Here is an 18,457-nt window from a genome sequence, read left to right as displayed (position 1 = left end):
GATTCATAATATAAATAAGATATGAGTCATCACAGAAGATAGTCTTCTTCACACTGCCTGTTTTATATCAGGAGGCGAATTGCCCTCGGCAATTCGCACTATTCAGACCGTTATTTAGCGTCCATACGTTTAGCCAGCCAACGTTGAGAGAACTCGGTTAATTTGGCTTTCCGTTCGTGATAACCAAAGCCTAACTCAATCAACGTGATATTTGATTGTTCCAGATAAGAAAGATGCTCAAGTTGCAACTGGCTCATACAGTCACGAGGTTGACCAACAATATTATTTGCCTTAGCCCATTGTTTAGCAGTCACTCCCCCTAAAACCATACGATTCAACATATTACTTTCTGTGCTGTAATGCCGGTTATCTGTCTTTTTCCCTAACTCGGCTCTTGCCAGCTCCAATGCAGCACACATTGGTTTGTGGTAATTAGCTGCTTTGATGCGTGCCTGCAATTTGTGCCTTAGCTGTTGTGTTACTTTGGGAGCGATACGCTGTAAGGCTTGTTCACACTCAATAAAATAGAGTCGTGCCGCTTTGCCCTGTTCATTACGCTCAACCATCGACAACTCTTTAGCCATATTCAGGCTGATAATATAATCTGAGCCGGGGCGACCACCTTTAGAGGTTTTCCCCTGTTTTGGGGAAAACTGTGTATTATTTACACTTCCTTGTTTTGGTGTGATCAAACCGTCGAGAACAATATAATCAGTACCTTCTACAAAACCATATTTCTTAATTCTGTCTTTGAGCCACGTTGTAAAATCTCGTCTGACTTTCAGATATTCATATAGTTTTTTCGCGCTAATTGCCTGTATTTCTTTACCACCAATATTATTAATCGATACGGGAAGCATTTCTGAGAATTGTTTAATTTCCTGATTTTTGGCGTAAGAGTGCCCACCACGGTTATTAACCATGTTTGATTTCATTATTCTTTTTCCTGTTTATTTAAATTTAATAGTAAGCCGTCGCGACAACGTTATCAGTCTGCAAAACATTTCACGCAAATACACGCAAAACTGAATTCACCGAGAACTTATCTACAAAACAAGATCATTTGCGTGCATTTGCAGATTAACCATGCTAAGCCGATTTCCTGCTATATGGATTATTAACATTATCTACTGCTGGCAGGTTACGAACCCAATACAACAAATCACTCAGAAGCCAGGCACAGGAATTACGTCCCAAAGGTTTACGGGCGGGAAAACGCCCTTCTTTTTCCAAACACCATGCAGTCGTTCGAGAGATAGATGTAATATGTTGGCGTTCTTTTTCCCGAACAAGGCGATCGTATTGTTCCCCATATTCCATCAAGATAGTACGGCGTTCTTCTGGTGTAGGTGTGTGATATTGATTTGACATCCAGATCCTCCTTTCTTGTATTGTCAGAAGTATTCTAGAGTTTCAATCAAATACATTCATCCCGTTGTAAGGCTTATAGCGGGATGAGTTAATATAGAAAGGGGGTTGTATGGTTACACAACCCTTTGTATGAGTTACAACGGGTTACTTCCTGTCATTAGGGGATTTATGTGCATTACTCAAAATTGTTGCAATTTTATCTTCAGTCTTGATTGTCAATTCATGATTGGGAAATAAAAAAGGTCGGCTGATAATTTCTCTCGCCCATGCAGCAAAATTTATTGAACCATCTGCTTTTCGGCACTCTTGATCAAATACAGTTGGACAATCTTCTCTAAACCGCATTGCAGCCATTAATACTTGTTCTCTATTCTTAGCATGCCTTTCTGCTGTATGATGTGGTTCTTTAATTTTATCATTGTCTTTTTTATCAATAAGAACATCATAATGTTGTACGATATCGAGGGAATTTAAATCATATTCCTTTTCAATAATACGTTTTATATCAATATCTGTAATCCATAAATCTGCATGGGTTATAGCAATTTTTTCAAAATTATCACGATCTATAATCCCATCAAAATCACCATTATCTTCTAATGCGTAAACCTTAGTAGAGAGATTTTCATCCATGACAAATTGCATATTTGGCATATATTTTGTCGGTGAGCAAGGTGTAAACTCTGTTCCATCAATATAAGCAATGCCATTATTCTCAATATCTTCTAAGGATCTGTTTATTCTCCATAAGCCATAAGCTCTCCCGATTGCACAAGAATGATTTTCTATTACACCATTATTACTCTCATCACCATTAAAGTATGGATAAACAGCAGCCTCGCCATTATCTTGAATATAAATATTATCAAATTTATAAAAAGAGTAAGGTGTTAAGTTTTTTACAAGATTATTGGCAATTGTTCCTCCAAAAGATAACAAATCAACCCACTTATTCATTTTTTCATATGGAGATGATGCCAATAACATCCCTTGCACATTATTCAATTTTAGACATAATGATAACTTCCCATTCACACCAGCGTTAATCAGATCTGATACTTCACAGTTCAGAAAATTAGCCGCTCGTTCAATCCTACAATATTTAAATGGTATTTTTATCTCAGCCATAAGATACCTTTATTATTTTGCCTTTAATATAACCACATTCTCATAATTACCCGCCAATACATCCAATCGATCGTACCATTTATTTAAGGCGTCTAACTTCTCTGGTAGGTATTGGCTTTTATTGTAGATAGCCATTACTCCCGGCAAGGTGTGTCCCAGTAGTAACTCAACAATGTGAGGTGCTATGCCGATGTTATTTAGCCCTGTCGAGAATGTTCGGCGCAAATCGTGCAATGTCCAAGGTTTTGAGTGATTAAAATCTTTGTACAGCCTGCGCCCTTTTAATGATACTGACGCACGAGTTCGATCTTCGCCTAGCAATAATCCTGATTTACTTGTTTCTTTTTTTAACTCAATCAACCAAGGGCGAATTCCTTCAGGAATTGAGCGCACTATTTTTTCACGGGTTTTGCTGTGTTCTTTAGGCACCGTCCATATCCATGATGCAAAATCCCATTTAGACCAGCAAGAAAGCCTCGCTTCAATCGTGCGGGCACCAAACAAAACCAATATTTTTAATAGCCTTGAATAATAAGGCTGTTGATCATTGCTATAAGTACAGCGCCAAACATCCGCTAATTCAGAATCAGACAGAACGCGGTCGCGTTGTCCTGCCGGCTGCCCTACATCCTGAATAGTGAGAATAGCTAAAGCATCACTGATGGCATAACGACGCACCTTACAAAATCTGAGTGCTTGTTTTGAAATCTGAAACATCCGTCCGGCTGTCATAGGTTGCGTTTTATTTATTTCGTCAAAACAAGCTACCCAGTGGCGGGTTTCACATCGTGCAAGAGGATAATGACCCAATCGGGAGTAAATATGTTTTCTTAGCTGCGCTCTTGCGAGTTCTTCATCTGTTCTTTTTGTGCGCGCATAGTGCACTAACCAATATTCCAAAGCATCTTTAACAGTCACAGGCTTTAATGTTTCTTCTATGCTCAGTTCTAACTCCATCCTTGGATCGAAACCTTCAGCTAGCCACCTTCTGCACTGTTCACGTTTTTCTCTTGCTACTTTTAGTGACATATCAGGGTAACGACCTAAAGTGAGACGCTCTAAGCGACTACCACGCCCACCTCGGCGATATACAAACACCCAGCTTAACTGTCCACTTTTGAAAGCCTTAATGCTCAATCCTTCACCATCGGCAATCATAGCCGGAGAATCCCTTTTAACACCCAGCAATGCTTTTAGTTTTTTGTCACTGAGTTTGTTGATCCCTGCCATTCGTTACCTCACCATAGTGTCTCTGTCTGAGTGATACACCGAGTGATACACCGTTCACTGTAACAATCAAAAAACAGACATTAACACTAAAACACAAAATGAGTCTATCTTTTTGATATATAAGGATAAAAAAGGATGAAATTGAAAGCGTCTGATAGCAGAAAAACACAAAGTTTTATGCTTCTACAATATGTTTCTTCATCAATATAACCAGTTGATTTAGTTTTAAATAATCACAAATTAAATCAAAAATGGATGTGATTATTTACACACCGCTCAATACCATAAGCTCACCAAGCGCATAAAATAACATTCTATGCCATCAGAACAAACCCTATTCGTGAATACGCAGTTAAATTTTTTACTGGTAGAAAAAATGGTAATTTTCACAAAGTTAAGAAAATAAAGTTTGACTAACAAAGATATTAATATGTTAATTTAGGCAAAACGGTAGAAAATCAGTATAATAGAAATCATGCAAAAAATTGCCTTACTCACGTACATTCTGGTTCTGTTTGGTTTCGCACAACCCGCAAAAGCCCTATCTGAAAATGAAGCTGAAGATCTCGCTGATCTGACAGCAGTCTACATCTACCTGAAATATGACTGTGGCTATAGTCAAATCCCAGATCGTGAGATCAGGCGCACAATTATCTATTTTGCCCAACGTAACAAATGGGATCTCAGTAACTATGATGGTCAGTTAATGGAAGAACTGAATCAGTTAGGATACAACGATTTGAAGGGAATCAAGCTGCCTCATGAGGTTAAATGCCGTTCTCTGGCCCGACGCTCCCTAAGCCTACTGGCCTATGTAAAATAGTTCCTTTTAGATTTCTCTATCGGTAAATTTCGCGGTTCAACTCAGTTTATAGTTGGCTATAATGCGCGACAAATGCCTGTGAACATCACAATGGAGGAATATCGGAACATGTCACAAAAAGAAATTTAGTATGAAACATTGCATTCCAATTTTGGTTAATATTTCGCAGTTGAAAATGTGCTTTATCACGACAAAACCAAATATCGAGATCTGAACACTTTCGAAAATACAGAGTTAGGTCGCATCATGACGCTTGATGGTGGAGTACAAACCACAAAGGGCGATAATGGAATGCTGCGTGAATTCTGCTATCAATAGCCATAACAAATTAATTCCATTCAGAATGATGTGGCGGAAAAGATCCAATCTCAGTACCATATGATTGATGTGAATATTTTTCAGGAAAATCTCTTCCATCCCAAAATGATGTTAAAAGAGTTTGATCTAAATGAATATTTATTCAATACCACAGCAGAATAATTTAGTACCCTATCTAACCTATTTCACTGGCAGAATATCCATCTGCCAGTCATTGATTTTCCTTTCATCCAGCATAGCTGACATTAGCCTAACGGCACACCTAACGCCGTACTTGTTATTATTTCAGCAGAATAAAATGTTTTCAGATAATCAAGAGCTGCGTTTTGATCAACCCCAGGAAAAGCACAAACGGCATCGGACAATACCTTGATATCATAACCTCGAGTAAATGCACTATAGGCAGTATGCCGGATACAGCAATGGGTATGCTGCCCCGCCAGAACAACTTCTGTGACATCATATTGTTTTAAAACATCGTCCAGATCTGTCTCATCGAAAGCGCTATAAAAATGCTTGGGAGAAACAATCTCACGTTCTGGGCCAATGGGTGCCAATGCATCGATGACATTAGCGCCCCATGTCCCCACCAAGGCATGTTTTCCCCAAATATCAATTTCTCGATCATTTTCACGATGCGCATCATTGGCATACACCACTAACCAATCATGACGCTTCCTAACATAATTGATCGTCCTCTGGATCACCGGAATAATTTTCATTGCATTCGCTTCATTAGCGAGAACACCTGTTACAAAATCATTCAACATGTCGATTACAATAAGTGCTTTCATCTGTAAGGCCTTATTTATTTTTTATATAATATTTTTTTGACAAAGATTAAAAAAGAATAAATCGTATCTAATGATGAGTGTATCCTATTCTCTATATAATAAAATCCCTTTAAATTACCATTATTTAATGGTAGAAGAATTAAGAGTAATAATAAGTATTTTAAAAATCCATTCAATTATATAACCTTTATATTTTAATGAAGTATTAAACCAGATAGACAAATAAAATTATAAATTTCATTTTTTGTAAAAAATAGCATTTTCAAACGATTACATTTTAATCTATGGATTAATGATGATTGATGTTACCAACCTCTGTTACCACAATGGAAGCCTAAACATTCTTAATTCGCTCTCATTTTCACTAAATGTTAGATAATTCCTTACTATTACTGATGAAAATGGTAGCTTTATTAATGTATTTATGAATCAATATTCCTATTTATTTGCTTATCAGTCATTTATTTCTGGTTTACTGTCTTGGAATATTGAGATTTATGCAGGGATTTATCCCTATATGAACGCAAAAGCGCATAAATTAGTCCTATTCAGAAGCCTGTTTTTTATCATGAGGATGCTGCCCATCACTGTTTTTTCGATTCTGTTATTTATCTACGTTAATGCAAATCTGTATAGGATGAAACATATGCTGTTATTAATTATAATAATGGGATTATTGGGTATCGGGTTCGCACTAGCTTACGGCTTTAGCTCTGAAAAATCGTTAAATAATATCAATCAATTGAGTATCTGGATACTCTTTATAACGCCGGGTATGGCAATACCTTCAAATAGTGCGATGTCCCCGTTTTTATTCCTATTCTTTCCAAAAGATGTGACCTCCTTTGAGAAACTATTAACTGAACTAATTAAACTCACTTTTTATCTTATTGTTGCATTATATCTGATTCATAAGGGTTGTCGTCCTTTTAAAAAAGTATTTCAGGAAATAATGATTAACCACATTTGATATTTGAAAATTATATTCAACAATACCCTTTATATCGATAACCACCATAACTAGGTGAGAAGAGCCATAAATTACTTTCAGCCGGTTTCAACATCATGTCATCATCGATTAATTTGATAAATCCCATTCGAGCATAAACAGCATTAGAAAGTATTTCACTGCCATTTTTTACTGAAAGCCTTAAGTTTCCTAAACTCCCTATCTCATAAGATTTATTAACTGCTTGTTCTACCAATAAAGTTGAACAATTCCGAATTCCCGGATGAGTAACCAATAAAGATACCTCTGGATAAAGTGGTTCATTCTCTTGAAAAATATCATTTTTATCATAAAAAAAGCAGGTTAATAGCAATATACCAATGGGCATACTTCCTATATAACAAACAAAATAGGCATACCCCTCAGGATTATTACGAATACGTGATGATTCTTCTAATATTTTCTCTATACCCAATGCTATATTTCTTGCAGCACGGTATCGTATTTTCCATAATTTTTGTGCATCTATTTCTTCTTGGCGCTTTTTCCCCTGATCGGCTGTTTCTCCGTATCTTACCCTCTTAAGTGTTCGACAAAACCATCCTTCTGATTGAAACGAGTGCAGAATCTGCTCAACTCCCTGTATAGCTTGTTTTTTATTGACCTCTTTGACAATGGGTATATATCCATTAATCAATCCCGGATTTTTGTAAGCCACCTCGGTACTTACTATTTCCTCAGGGGGAAAAGCACTGAATGATCTTCGGCGGGATAATGTATTGGATGACGTTGTAGGCATGTAACTATTGAAAGAATGATTTCGTTTTAGCATAACTCCTCCTATGAAGGGATTACATAGAACATTGAAATTTTACCTTACCAAATATTATAAGGTAACATATAAAAAATATGTAACATATAATCATTAAAAATTCTGAAAGTCAGCCTAATTTATGTTTTTAAATTCATCAGTTCTGCTTTATGAAAAAACACCATCAAACATAATAAAATCCATCGACACTCACTAAATAAACAATAGAAACAAAATTAATGATTATGATGTAAAACATATGATAATAACAACTGAAAATAATGATAAAAAATAATTAAAAATAATATAATTTAGTTAATTCACAATGAAATTTGTTAGTGAGATAACAAATTTGGTTTATTTATTTGCATGAATTTTATTTTATGAACATTATGATATATAAATAAATTTATAATAATTAACATGCAATAAAAATGAAGATAAAAATTGTTCTCATTGATGACCATGTTGTTGTCCGCTCAGGTTTTGCTCAATTATTGACACTTGAAGACGATATCATGATCGTAGGTCAATACAGTAGCAGCAAAGAAGCATGGTCAGATCTACTGAAAAGAAGAATAGATATAGTTATCATGGATATTGCCATGCCCGACGAAAACGGACTACAGCTCCTAGCCCGGCTACGTCCGAAATGTCCTGATTTTCGTACTATCATGCTCAGTATTTATGACACTGCCGCGCTAGTACAAAGTGCACTTGATTCAGGCGCACGCGGCTATCTAACGAAGTGCTGTGGGCCAGAGGAATTGATCCAAGCGGTACGCACTGTCCATAAAGGCGAAATTTACCTCTGTGCCGATGCGATGAAGGCACTACGCCAAAAACCTCAAGAAATTAAAGCATTACAAATACTAACATCACGAGAACGGGAAATTTTCAAACTATTAGTCAATGGATTTAGCGTAAAAAAAATCGCTGAACAACTTGAACTGAGTCCTAAAACAGTACATGTTCATCGTGCTAATATTCTTAGTAAACTGCAGTGCGATTCCACTATTGAGCTTGTCCATTATGCATTACAACATCAAATCATTACAGGTTAATAGATGAATTGGAAAGCACGTTTCGGTTTACAATCTCTATTTATATTTATTTTCTACTCAATTACCTGGATTTCACTTTGGATTATCAGTTTTTATTTACACGAGGATGGGCAACAAGCAGTACTTTTGCTGCCACAAGGATTAAGACTAGTGCTTATGATTCTGTTATGGCGGCGTTACTTACCATTCCTTATTATCAGTGAAACCAGTATATTGGCATGGTTATATAACGAACAACTTATTACGAATTCAACTATACTACTTTCCCCTGTAATCAGTTTGATCACGGTCTTAATGAGTCAACAAATATGGAAACGCTATTCTCTTTATTGGCAGCAACTTTCTATCCTGCTAGTTGGAGTTATTATCAACAGCCTGTTACAAACTCTTTGCCTAAGTTTTTCACTATCATCTAAAACGAATCTTTTTTTTCTCTCCTCAATCACTGGAGGTGTTCTTCTATCCCCATTTGTTTATCTAGTTTATATCTATCTATACAAACAAAGTTTGAAAAACAATCGCATTACAGACGATTCACTCTACCCACAACTGCAATCATCTTTTTTGATGTGGTGTTTTCTATTCAGCCTATTGGGGATCAGTGGACACTTCTTTTTGTCACCTAAAATTGAAGGACTTTTGTCAATTTTGGTCTTTATTCCCAATGTTTTTATGGCTTATCGTTATGGCTGGCAAGGAGGTGTTTTTTCTGCATTGTTGGGAAGTTTAATAGTGACCTTTGCTCGTCAATCCAGTGGCTCATTTAGTGAACTTCAAGAACTGGAAATATTTTTGACTACCCAAGCTTTATTAGGAATCGGACTTGGTATAGCTATTAGTCGCCAGCAACAGCTAGCAAGTAATCTGAATCACTATCGTGCACGATTGGAAAAAGAATTAGTTGCACGCTATACCTTGATGCAAAATCTAGTACATATTGAAGAGGATATCCGCAAAAATATTGCCAGAGAATTACATGATGAAATTGGGCAAAATATCACTGCGATTCAAATCCAGTCTACCTTGGTAAAACGTACAGCAAACTCACCACTGGTAATAAAATCAGCAGAACAGATCAAATATCTATCTCAACAAATTCATCAATCTACTCGTCAACTACTGCGCGAGCTACGCCCACCGGCCTTAGATGAAATGTCATTTGAACAGGCCATTCGCCATCTGGTAAATGAATTCGCTTTCGAGGAACAAAACATTATTTGCCAGTTTGATTATCGACTTCCACAAGAGCCGAAGAATAGCACTATCACTTTAACTCTTTATCGACTTGTTCAAGAGCTACTGAATAATATCAGTAAACATGCTAACGCTAGTACCATTACTATCACATTAAAACAAAAAGAAAACCTAATTCAACTCCAAGTCAGTGATAATGGAATTGGCATCATAGATGATAAGAAAAACACAGGGTTTGGTTTGACGGGCATTGAAGAACGAGTTCGTGTACTCGGTGGTAATTGGAGCTTAAGTACTCAACAAGGAACTCACGTTATTGTTAATTTACCCATAAATTCAGATGAGTGTATTAAATCATCAAAAATTATTTCTAACGTACTAAAACTATAGCCTAAGACTTTTATTATCATTTATTCACTTTTATGGAGACTTATTATGCAATCCAATAGCAATGAACAGATTTCTCAGAATTATCGCTATTGGCGAAGCCACCTGTTGATATCAATGATTGTTGGTTATGCTGCGTTTCAACTAACACGTAAGAGTTTGAATGTTGCCATGCCTGAAATGCAAGTAGAGTTAATGCTAGATAAAGATGATATTGGCTGGATAGCTAGCCTATTTTATCTTGCTTATGGCTGTTCAAAATTTGTATCGGGGATTTTCCATGACCATACGGGTTATCGTTGGTTTATGGGGGCTGGATTATTAATAACTGGTATACTTAATATCATTTTCACATTCGGTTCATCACTAACGGCCTTGTTGATTGTCTGGACACTCAATGGCTTCTTTCAAGGATGGGGCTGGCCTCCTTGTGCACGACTACTAACCCACTGGTATTCCCGCAATGAACGAGGATTTTGGTGGGGATGCTGGAATATATCTATAAATATAAGTGGAATTCTTCTGACACTACTATCTGTATTCCTCACAACAACCTATAGCTGGCGAGCTGCACTACTGCTACCAGGTCTAATTAGCATTATACTGGGAATCTGGTTATGCCAGCGGCTACTGGGAATACCGCAGGAGCATAATTTACCGAGCATTGGAAACTGGCGACAAGATCCAATGGAACTAAGGCAAGAGCAACTATCTCCACCGATGCCAATGATGAAGATTCTACAAGAAACAATTTTATTCAATCGCACTATTTGGCTTCTTGGCTGCTCCTATATCCTAGTGTACTTTATTAGGGTAGCAATACATGATTGGGGAAATCTTTGGTTATCAGAAAAACACGGTGCCAACTTACTTAATTCTAATGTCACTCTTTCACTGTTTGAATTAGGAGGATTGTTAGGTGCCCTCTGTTCTGGATGGGGTTCAGATTTGCTATTTCGCAGCCAACGTGCACCAATAATCTTACTATTTTCGCTCGGCCTTTTCTTTTCTGTTACCGCTCTCTGGTTAATTCCCTTCAACAATTATGTGTTATTGTCTATCTGTATTTTCAGTATTGGTTTTTTTGTATTTGGTCCACAAATGCTGATAGGCCTTGCAGCAACCGAATATTGCCATAAAAAAGCGGCGGGGACAGTAACTGGATATCTAGGGTTGTATGCCTATTTTGGTGCGGCAATCGCTGGTTGGCCTTTAAGTCAGATAATCGACAACTACGATTGGACGGGTATGTTTGCCTTACTGACGCTTGCAGCTGCTGTGATGGGATTATTACTGATGCCAATATTGATGTCTGATATCAGTAAATACAGTAAGACCCCTTGATAAAATAATCATCTCTCTAAGCCAGTAAAGTAATAAAGGCCAATATTGAGAAGTCATTCATGACATTTCCATCTTAAATAAAACAATAACAAAAGATTGATTTATTAATTTTTACATAAATCAGTAAAACCACAAATTATGGACAGCAAGGACATTATTTTGCCGTTCCCGGTACGGTACCGGGAATCGCTTATCTTTTGGCTTTCATTCCTGTCGGAATTCTGGCTGGTATTGCGGGGCTTGGGCAGATTGATAAATCGCTGGATGAAGCCTCTCTCAGCCTACGGGCGGGGTCGATGAGAACAATAGCGCAAGAATCCATTACCGTCGGTGTTCGCCCTGAAGCCATTACTCTAAGTCAGCAAGGAAATGAAAGCCAACGTTGCAAAGTCAATCATGTCGCGTATATGGGGGCGCAATATGAAGTGACGGTTGACTGGAATGGGCAAACACTATTATTGCAAGTTAATGCCACACAACTGCAACCGAAAGAGGGTGAGGATTATTATCTGGAAATTCACCCGATTGGGATGTTTATTTTGGAAGGTGAAACACAAGGTTAGATTGAAGTTAACAAACTAACTATAAAATAACCAAACTTACCATGTTTGTTCGACTCCTTTTGGAGAACAATTCCACAACCCCAGACTCCTGCGGTGATAGCCGCAGGAGTTTTTTATCCAACAAAATCTTTCAGTAAACCAGAGGGATAAATCCCCCATTCTGCCTATCAACTCATCAACAAACCCTGTAGAATCGCCTACACTTTCTGGGTATGTCATACGCAAAAAGACCATTCATTTCATTTCACTTCAATAAATAGGTTTTTACAATGCATCAGTCTGATGTTGTTGATCGCTCGCTTTTCACATTAAGCTGGCCGATTTTCATTGATATCTTTCTGCATATGGCGACGTTATTAATCAATACGTACATGGTTAGCCATATTTCTTCTGCTTATCTCGCCGCGATGGGGGTGGGTAATCATGTTTTTGATCTCTTTATTACTATTTTCAATTTTATTAGCGTGGGTTGCAGTGTTGTCATTGCACAATATCTGGGATCTGGAAAACGCGATAAAGCCAGTCAGGCGATTCATATCTCTATTGCCTTTAATTTTGTGCTGGGTTTCAGTTGTGCACTGATCACGGTTTTCTTCGGTTATAAGATCCTGTATATCATGAACCTGCCCGAAAATCTGATGGAAGATGGGTTCGCTTATTTGCATGTTCTCGGCATTTGTCTGATACCCGAAGCCATTTCGATTATTCTGGCTGCCTGTCTGCGGGTTTATGGCAAGTCGAAATCTGCCATGTATGTCACGCTGATTGCTAATTTGCTCACGATTGTCGGCAATATGGTTGTTTTGTATGGCTTCTTCGGATTACCTCAATATGGGCTGGAAGGCGTGGCGTGGTCTACGGTGTTTGGCCGTACTGTTGCGGTTATTTTACTCTGCGGATTGCTGTTCTGTGGCTTGAAGATCAAGCTTGAGCCTAAATTGCTCGTATACTGGTCAAAGAATATGCTGAACAAGATTCTGCATATCGGCTTGCCGGCCGCCGGTGAAAATCTGGTGTGGATTCTGCAATATATGACTGCACAGGCGTTTATCGGCCTGATGGGTGAAACTTCTCTGGCTGCGCAAACGCTGTATTTCCAATTGTCCCTGTTCATTATGCTGTTCGGTATCTCCACCAGTATTGGTAATGAGATTATGGTCGGCCATCTTGTTGGAGCAAAACGCTTCGAGGATGCCTATGTCCGAGGACTCAAAAGCCTGCGGATCGGTGTTATCGTCACGGTAGGTGTCGTCTTGCCCTTCTGGATTTTCAGAGAACCTCTCCTCGATATCATGACAGAAGATAGGAAGATCATCGAACTGCTGCTACCACTGTTCCTACTTTCCGTCTTTTTGGAACCGGGTCGTACCTTCAATATTGTGATGGTCAATGCCTTGCGTGCTTCCGGTGATGCCCGCTTCCCTCTCTACACTGCGCTGATTTTCATGTGGGGTATTTCCATTCCTGTCGGTTATTTTCTGGGAATTACCATGGGCATGGGAATTTTGGGGATCTGGATTGGGTTCTTCTGCGATGAATGGATTCGCGGACTCATTAACGCTTGGCGCTGGAAGTCCAAAAGGTGGCAAACCAAGCGATTGGATGTCTAATTTAAAAGTAAAAATAAACGTAAAAAAATGCCGCAAGTCTGTCTGCGGCATTTGTACTTCAATCAAAAATTATAACTTTTCTTTACCGTAGAACTCCGAACGCGGCCCATACAGCAAGCGGCCATATCCACCTGCACTTAACAGACGATTACTCGTAATGCCGGCAATGTCATGGCCTCTGTCCATAACGGTATTCGCGATCTGGGAGATGGCAGCCGATACCAGCATGCCCACCAAACCACCGCTGGAATGATTGTTATTTTCTGTGGAAGACGCCGTCGCCATACCATTCCAGAGTTGTTTACCCGTGCGCAAATCCACCAGACGAGCTGTTGCACTGACGCGAGTCTCACTGTTTATGATTTGGTATTGCGTACCGTACTGCGTGATGTTCAGATAGAGAGCGGAATCTGCACCAAAAATGTCATACAATTTTTTGTAGCTGATATTGTGGATATCCTGCGCTTCAGTCATCCCATTTTGGCGGAATGTCTCTTCAACTACCGCTACGGGATAGACATAATAACCGGATTCCGCCAGCGGATAGGCCACCTGAGACAGCAAACTGCCAGAAGCCTGTACTTCCACTGATTTATTCACGGCGGGTAGAACCAAAATAGATTTAGGTTTACTTTCCCTTAGCGCCGAATAGTCATACGGTTTATGTTTGACACATCCTGTCAGTACCAGCAATAATAAGGCACTGATCACCCCCAAAAAGCGGTTCATTATTTCGCTCCCTTATTCTTGCTTAACAGAAAATCCATATAAAGTGCTGACTCAGGAAATAGTCTTTTCTCTATTTCAAACTGCTGGAAAGCGTCCTCAATATTGCCGGTTTTGCTGTAAAGCAATCCCATTTGCGCATGTAATCCAGGTGGAACAGATTTATCTTTGGCCTTGGCTTGTTCGATAACTTTTTGCAATGCCTGAAGCTGTTCCTGTGGCCCCGTTTTATCCTGCTGGTAATACTGATAAAGGGTTGGTTGATAATCATTCCATACATACATGGTTTTAGGTGCTTTTGCACATCCCACCAATAATAATACCCCCAACAACATCCCCGTCTTTTTCATCAAAAACATGCAACGTGCTTCCCTATATAATTAGTTCGTTGGTTTCCATGCACCATTTTCAATGCCAGCTACCAGATCATTGATCGCTTCACGGATCGCCAGATCCAATACCTTACCATTCAGGGTAGAGTCATAGCTGGAAGTACCACCAAACCCAATGATCTCACGGCTAGACAGTTTATATTCCCCTGCACCTGCGGATGAGAAAACGACTTCGGAAGTTTCAACATTCACGACGTTCAACATCACTTTTGCATAAGCAACCTGTGATTTACCGCGTCCTAAAATGCCCCATAATTGATGATCGCCCACTTCTTTGCGACCAAATTCGGTCACGGAACCCGTAATAACGTAATTAGCCCCTTTTAGTTTCTGGGCCTTGCCCTGTAAACCCGCTTCTGCTTTCAATTCAGCCAGATTAGTACGTTCCAATACGTTAAAACGACCAGTTTGTTGTAAGTGAGTCACGAGGATCGTTTTTGATTGGTTTCCTAAACGGTCAATGCCGTCAGAGAAAATGCCATTCTGGTAGCTTGAACGGTTTTCGAATTTACCCACGGCGATTGGACTGAGAATTCCGGCATAGGTGGTGTTATAAGAAGAGACTTTTTGTACTGGAAGTGTTGACGAAGATTCTGTCGCACACCCAGCCAACACGAGGGAAGCCAGGCAAAGCGAGGCTAACGTAAATTTGCTTTTCATTATTATGTTTTCCTGAATGAATGATCAAATAAACCTATCCGATTTCTTATCTACCCAATAGATTTCAAGTTGCTGCCAGCAAAGCAGTAACTTGAAAGATAAAGGGCATACAGGCGGATACCGATAACATAAGACTACAGAATAATAAATATTGTTATAGTAAAAGTCTATTTAATTGAAAAATGACCACCTGCATTCATTCAATTAGTGAATGAATTATTTGCCTTCATCTCCCATAAGATCAGAGAGATAAAGGTTCAGAAACGGATTAATTATTCGCTATTAATTCCAGTTATTCATTGAGGGATTATCGGATGGATGAATAAATTTCACTAAAGATAGAGTCTATGACAATAAAAAATAAAAACACATTTCATTAGCCACATTAACCAAAATGATCTTTTATAATCACTACTGGATTATAAGATAATTCCCAATCTGGCAAGGAAATATTACACAAGTCACAATCTATATCCATTACAGATTCATAACGATACAGCAATTAATCGTTAATAATTCTACTTTATGGATCGTATTGCTTTATCGGTTTTTAGCATTAAAAAAACATATTACATTAAAAATAATCGATAAAAATAGGCATCTCATAGATAAATAAACTTTCAATCCCATTATCTTAAAAATACAGATACCTACTCTAAGGCATTAAAAACCTCTGCCAACAACAAAAACCATAGAAATAGGGAGCTTATTGATAGCATGTGCCCCATTTCCAATCTATACGTGAGATGAAACCTATGCATTGCGCAATTTTCCACTCATAAAAAATTCTAGATTAACATGCTGAACTACATCATAATATTAACAATAAAAAGGATTTAATACTGACAAGGTGTTTTGAACAGATACAAGCGTGATAAAGCACACAACTTTTCTCTCTAGTTGTTTCAATTGTTAATATCACAAACACTCATAATACCTACGCATTAAGAAAAAATAATGTTATTTATCAGCATGATACAATTACTTCAACTTTCTTTTTTGCACAGTTTCCCTTTGCGATTTCTCATTGAAAACAATAAATAGCGATTTCTTCTTTATGAAGACGTTGTTCTCTCAAAAGTCGTATCAGATGGAATGTTTAGGGAAATTTTTTCTCCTTGAAATCATTTACGATCAGCACACGATAATTCTCTTACTAAAAGAGTAGTTACTAAGTGCTTACATGATGCGTTTTTCCCTGTATCTGTTCAATACCTATTACAACACCAAAGATGTAAACGAGATCTATTATGAAAACAGCAACAAAAAACCATGATGTCACGCCCCACTTATCTTTGGCGGCTAAACGCGCCAATATGGCGGAAGCTGAATGGAAAAAGGCGATAAAATTCGATCAAGCTGATACGGGTTGGGTCATCATGAGTATTGGCATGGCAATCGGAGCGGGAATTGTTTTCCTGCCTGTTCAGGTCGGATTGATGGGATTGTGGGTTTTTCTACTCTCTTCCATTATTGGCTATCCCGCCATGTATCTTTTTCAGCGGCTCTTCATCAACACTCTCGCAGAATCACCAGAATGCAAAGACTATCCTAGTGTAATCAGTGGATATCTCGGTAAAAATTGGGGCATTTTATTGGGGACACTCTACTTTATTATGCTGGTGATCTGGATGTTTGTTTATTCCACTGCCATAACTAATGATAGTGCTTCTTACCTGCAAACGTTTGGCGTCACCGATGAATTAATGTCAAAAAATCCACTTTATGGGCTGGTGTTAATCTGTATTCTGGTCGCCATCTCCTCCCGTGGTGAGCAATTGCTGTTTAAGGTATCCAGCCTGATGGTGATGACAAAATTGTTTGTTGTCGCGGCATTGGGGATTTCCATGATTGGTATGTGGCATCTGTACAATATCGGGGCATTGCCTCCCCTCGGTCTGTTAATCAAAAAATCTATCATCACGTTACCTTTTACGCTCACCTCTATCCTATTTATCCAAACACTAAGTCCGATGGTGATTTCTTACCGCAGCCGTGAGCAAAACCGTGAAGTTGCCCGCCACAAGGCATTGAGAGCCATGAATATAGCCTTTGGTGTCTTGTTTTGTACGGTATTTTTCTATGCCATCTCTTTTACACTAGCAATGGGACACAATGAAGCCGCCAAAGCCTATGAACAAAATATTTCTGCACTGGCAATTGCTGCGCAGTTCTTTCCCGGTGGCTGGGTCATTGTCGTCAGTGTCATGCTCAATATCTTTGCAGTGATGACCGCTTTCTTTGGTGTTTATCTCGGATTCCGCGAAGCTAGTCAGGGAATTGCCATGAATGTACTTAGTCGCCTAATGCCTGTCGAAAAGATCAACGAAAAATGGGTTCAAAAAGGCATCATGGTTTTTGCCATTTTGTTGGCATGGAGCGCCATTATCCTGAATGCACCTGTATTGAGCTTCACTTCCATCTGTAGCCCAATATTTGGCATCGTTGGCTGCCTAATCCCCTCTTATCTGGTCTACAAAATCCCCAGCCTGCACCACCACAAAGGGGCATCGCTTATCTTGATCATCTTTACCGGGATCTTATTATGTGTTTCCCCTTTTCTGGCCTTTTCCTGATAGGGGAAAGTCCATATGTGAAAAGGTTAACGTGTGAAAAAGTTAATGTGTGAGATGGCCGATTACGATCAGTTTTGTCATTAAGGTTTGCTTATATGAGTCAGAAACAACACGCACGGTTGAATGATGCCCGTATGGGAGGGGCTGTTTGCTGGTCATAGTAACTCAGGTTCAGGTAATCAAGGGATTGCGGCGACCATGCCTGTCGTTGTCATGGCAGTGACGGCATTATTTCCAATGACATAGGCCAGCCCATCGCAAATCTATGTTCACTTGCCCGTCACACGATGCAACAAACTGATATACAAATCATCGAAATTATGGCTCACAAGGCAAGTTTTGCCTGAATAATTTGATAAGGTCAAAAAACTTTCTTTTTGCAGGTTTTTTGGCCTCAATCAAGTTATATTTCCTGATACTTCATTCAGTAAATAATCATTACAATGATGAAACTATATTTAATTAATCATAGAGAATATCTATTTAATTAAATTTTATAAACCGAATAAAAAATAAT

The 18,457-nt window shown here is 38.6% G+C and carries 17 protein-coding genes and 3 pseudogenes; 11 read left to right on the top strand and 9 right to left on the bottom strand.

All coding sequences use genetic code 11. The features are described from left to right. Window positions 1–110: 110 nt before the first annotated feature. The 4 genes from H8A87_RS11965 to H8A87_RS11950 form a co-directional block, all read right to left on the bottom strand. A complete protein-coding gene (locus tag H8A87_RS11965; protein WP_198690187.1) occupies window positions 111–935 on the bottom strand; it encodes an antA/AntB antirepressor family protein in 825 nt (274 codons plus the stop codon). 154 nt (window positions 936–1,089) lie between these two features. Next, a complete protein-coding gene (locus tag H8A87_RS11960) occupies window positions 1,090–1,371 on the bottom strand; it encodes a helix-turn-helix transcriptional regulator (RefSeq protein WP_198690186.1) in 282 nt (93 codons plus the stop codon). A 144-nt stretch (window positions 1,372–1,515) separates the two neighbouring features. After that, on the bottom strand, window positions 1,516–2,499 hold the full coding sequence (locus H8A87_RS11955; RefSeq protein WP_198690185.1) for a hypothetical protein: 984 nt from the start codon (window positions 2,497–2,499) through the stop codon (window positions 1,516–1,518). A 12-nt stretch (window positions 2,500–2,511) separates the two neighbouring features. Then, complete coding sequence (locus tag H8A87_RS11950) at window positions 2,512–3,729, bottom strand: tyrosine-type recombinase/integrase (protein WP_198690184.1); 1,218 nt, start codon at window positions 3,727–3,729, stop codon at window positions 2,512–2,514. A gap of 475 nt (window positions 3,730–4,204) precedes the next feature. Here H8A87_RS11950 and H8A87_RS11945 point away from each other — a divergent pair, with 475 nt between their 5' ends. The 3 genes and pseudogenes from H8A87_RS11945 to H8A87_RS19885 all read left to right on the top strand — a co-directional run. Continuing rightward, a complete protein-coding gene (locus H8A87_RS11945) occupies window positions 4,205–4,552 on the top strand; it encodes a YacC family pilotin-like protein (RefSeq protein WP_198690183.1) in 348 nt (115 codons plus the stop codon). Between the two features lie 177 nt (window positions 4,553–4,729). Beyond that, window positions 4,730–4,870: a hypothetical protein gene (locus H8A87_RS11940; protein ID WP_408646914.1), complete on the top strand. Its 141-nt coding sequence runs from the start codon at window positions 4,730–4,732 to the stop codon at window positions 4,868–4,870. Window positions 4,871–4,876: 6 nt separating this feature from the next. Beyond that, window positions 4,877–5,029, top strand: a pseudogene (locus tag H8A87_RS19885) (adenosylmethionine decarboxylase); the annotation flags it as partial. A gap of 86 nt (window positions 5,030–5,115) precedes the next feature. Here H8A87_RS19885 and H8A87_RS11930 read toward each other — a convergent pair. Beyond that, window positions 5,116–5,664, bottom strand: a complete 549-nt coding sequence (locus H8A87_RS11930) for a cysteine hydrolase family protein (protein WP_198690182.1) — start codon at window positions 5,662–5,664, stop codon at window positions 5,116–5,118. A gap of 646 nt (window positions 5,665–6,310) precedes the next feature. Here H8A87_RS11930 and H8A87_RS11925 point away from each other — a divergent pair. After that, window positions 6,311–6,634 carry a hypothetical protein gene (locus tag H8A87_RS11925; RefSeq protein WP_198690181.1) on the top strand — a complete coding sequence of 108 codons (324 nt, stop codon included), beginning with the start codon at window positions 6,311–6,313 and terminating at the stop codon, window positions 6,632–6,634. A gap of 16 nt (window positions 6,635–6,650) precedes the next feature. Here the strand turns inward: H8A87_RS11925 and H8A87_RS11920 are convergent, their stop codons facing one another. After that, on the bottom strand, window positions 6,651–7,445 hold the full coding sequence (locus H8A87_RS11920) for a hypothetical protein (protein WP_198690180.1): 795 nt from the start codon (window positions 7,443–7,445) through the stop codon (window positions 6,651–6,653). Window positions 7,446–7,858: 413 nt separating this feature from the next. On the opposite strand from H8A87_RS11920, the gene H8A87_RS11915 reads away from it, so the two are divergent. From H8A87_RS11915 to H8A87_RS11895, 5 genes and pseudogenes are all read left to right on the top strand, one after another. Continuing rightward, a complete protein-coding gene (locus H8A87_RS11915) occupies window positions 7,859–8,488 on the top strand; it encodes a response regulator transcription factor (protein WP_198690179.1) in 630 nt (209 codons plus the stop codon). Between the two features lie 3 nt (window positions 8,489–8,491). Next, window positions 8,492–10,072 (top strand): MASE1 domain-containing sensor histidine kinase, encoded by a 1,581-nt coding sequence (locus H8A87_RS11910; protein ID WP_198690178.1) that lies wholly within the window; start codon window positions 8,492–8,494, stop codon window positions 10,070–10,072. A gap of 45 nt (window positions 10,073–10,117) precedes the next feature. Then, window positions 10,118–11,413: an MFS transporter family glucose-6-phosphate receptor UhpC gene (gene uhpC, locus H8A87_RS11905; RefSeq protein WP_198690177.1), complete on the top strand. Its 1,296-nt coding sequence runs from the start codon at window positions 10,118–10,120 to the stop codon at window positions 11,411–11,413. A gap of 314 nt (window positions 11,414–11,727) precedes the next feature. After that, window positions 11,728–11,976: pseudogene (locus tag H8A87_RS11900) on the top strand (TOBE domain-containing protein); the annotation flags it as partial. A gap of 269 nt (window positions 11,977–12,245) precedes the next feature. Beyond that, window positions 12,246–13,586 (top strand): MATE family efflux transporter, encoded by a 1,341-nt coding sequence (locus H8A87_RS11895; protein WP_198690176.1) that lies wholly within the window; start codon window positions 12,246–12,248, stop codon window positions 13,584–13,586. A gap of 69 nt (window positions 13,587–13,655) precedes the next feature. Here the strand turns inward: H8A87_RS11895 and H8A87_RS11890 are convergent, their stop codons facing one another. The 3 genes from H8A87_RS11890 to H8A87_RS11880 are packed head-to-tail and all read right to left on the bottom strand — an operon-like array spanning window position 13,656 to window position 15,364. Then, complete coding sequence (locus tag H8A87_RS11890; RefSeq protein WP_198690175.1) at window positions 13,656–14,315, bottom strand: DUF799 domain-containing protein; 660 nt, start codon at window positions 14,313–14,315, stop codon at window positions 13,656–13,658. Next, window positions 14,315–14,671, bottom strand: coding sequence for a DUF4810 domain-containing protein (locus tag H8A87_RS11885; RefSeq protein ID WP_198690174.1), 357 nt, complete (start codon window positions 14,669–14,671; stop codon window positions 14,315–14,317). Before H8A87_RS11885 ends, H8A87_RS11890 begins: the two co-directional genes overlap by 1 nt. 21 nt (window positions 14,672–14,692) lie before the next feature. After that, complete coding sequence (locus tag H8A87_RS11880) at window positions 14,693–15,364, bottom strand: CsgG/HfaB family protein (RefSeq protein WP_198690173.1); 672 nt, start codon at window positions 15,362–15,364, stop codon at window positions 14,693–14,695. 1,250 nt (window positions 15,365–16,614) lie between these two features. Between H8A87_RS11880 and H8A87_RS11875 the strand changes: the two genes are divergently transcribed. Continuing rightward, the gene (locus tag H8A87_RS11875; RefSeq protein ID WP_198690172.1) at window positions 16,615–17,940 is read left to right on the top strand and encodes an SLC5/6 family protein; all 1,326 of its coding nucleotides are present in this window, start codon (window positions 16,615–16,617) and stop codon (window positions 17,938–17,940) included. Window positions 17,941–18,062: 122 nt separating this feature from the next. Next, window positions 18,063–18,159: pseudogene (locus tag H8A87_RS20195) on the top strand (serine dehydratase subunit alpha family protein); the annotation flags it as partial. Between the last annotated feature and the right edge of the window lie 298 nt (window positions 18,160–18,457).

The sequence above is a fragment of the Xenorhabdus lircayensis genome (assembly GCF_016306625.1).
Lineage (GTDB): Bacteria > Pseudomonadota > Gammaproteobacteria > Enterobacterales > Enterobacteriaceae > Xenorhabdus > Xenorhabdus lircayensis.
The sequence above is the reverse complement of the archived record's forward strand: the minus strand, read 5'-3'. Positions and strand labels throughout refer to the sequence as shown.